The sequence below is a fragment of the Komagataeibacter europaeus LMG 18890 genome, from assembly GCF_000285295.1.
Classification (GTDB): Bacteria; Pseudomonadota; Alphaproteobacteria; order Acetobacterales; family Acetobacteraceae; genus Komagataeibacter; species Komagataeibacter europaeus.
The window spans coordinates 1-1,269 of sequence record NZ_CADP01000300.1 but is presented as its reverse complement, the minus strand read 5'-3'; the positions used below and the strand labels follow the sequence as shown (position 1 = coordinate 1,269).

General features: G+C 62.3%; 2 protein-coding genes. Both read right to left on the bottom strand.

The annotated features are described in order from the left end of the window. Nucleotides 1–887, bottom strand: an 887-nt coding sequence (locus GEU01_RS21915) for an ATPase, T2SS/T4P/T4SS family (protein ID WP_019087688.1), incomplete at its 3' end; no start/stop codon positions are given. Beyond that, on the bottom strand, nt 884–1,269 hold a 386-nt coding region (locus tag GEU01_RS21910), incomplete at its 5' end, for a type IV secretory system conjugative DNA transfer family protein (protein ID WP_019087687.1). The genes GEU01_RS21910 and GEU01_RS21915, both read right to left, overlap by 4 nt.

The window sequence follows — 1,269 nt, the reverse complement described above, 5'->3', positions numbered from 1 at the left end:
TTGTCACGTTCCGAGGGCGGACAGAGCGCGATCGCGCGCTGGATCATGAGGGAGACGCTGTCTGCATGCAGCGTCGTGCCCAGGATACCGCCCATCATGGCGATATTGATGGCTGCATTCATGGTCTCGCCGTCACGACATTCCGTGATGATGCCATCGCTCATCTCGCGGCGTGTCAGGCTGCGGGTGAACGTGGGAAAAGTCAGGGTAGGAGGGCGGATCTCCGTCTGGCTGATCCGCGAGCCTGAAGGCGGTCGCAGGTCGTCCAGCAGGAACTCGATGGGCTCCTCGCCGGTTGCCATGTCGCAGTATACGGTCGGGTCCATGAGTTTTTCGATGGCGAGCCCGAATTGCAACGTGGTCTTTCCGGAACCGGTTGCTCCGCCAAACAGGACCATGCCGCTTTTGAGCCTGTTTGTGTCCCGGATTTCCTGTTCGACCATCTGCTGGTCAAGGCTGGCGGGGCGGGCGGGGATCGGACGCATGACGATGTGGACGCCGCTGCCCCGCTTGACCGAAATGGGTGAAAGATTGATCCGGAAACGCAGATTGACCTTGCGGTCCAGTGCCACGCTATAGGCTGTATCGAGGATATGGCCGACACCAAGCATGGCCATCCCGTCAGAGGCATAGACATGGCCGACGATATCCGCCAGCGCGAGGGAGTCCGTCGCTTTACATGTGGCATAGCGGATCACGCCGTGCACCTTGATCGTGACCGGATGGCCGGTCTTGATGTCGATGCGCGAGGCGCCGAGGCCATGCGCCCAGCGAAGGAGGGAGTCCAGCCCTGGCGCGTTACGCCGTCGCTCCTCGACCCAGGCAAACGCTTTCCTGCCTTCATCCGGCCAGGGTTCGTCGGTCGTGACGGGGGTGGTGATATTCATCGGCAATGCTCCGGATAACCGTAATCGCTTCCGCGCCGGACGTGGCCCTGAAGCCCCGGCTGGCTCGCGATCCGGATCGTGCGGTCGTTGAGGTGGAGGGTGTCTCCTCCTCCCACGGCATCCTTATGCTCAAACACGACGCGCGGTTCTTCGACGCGCCCGGCGTTCAGCAGCACCCGGTAGCGGGCCATGCCGGTAATGTCGCGCTGCAGACGCGACAGGTCAGAGAGGAAGATCTCGGTCGCCTGCTTTTCTCCATCTGCCCAGCCTTCGGCCACCCATTGGTTCCAGTGTGACACTTCCGCCTTTGTGCGAGGCAGGGCCGTGGCTACCGGATGATGCGGTTTGCCCCATGTCCGGACGAGATACGTGCGCCAGTCCG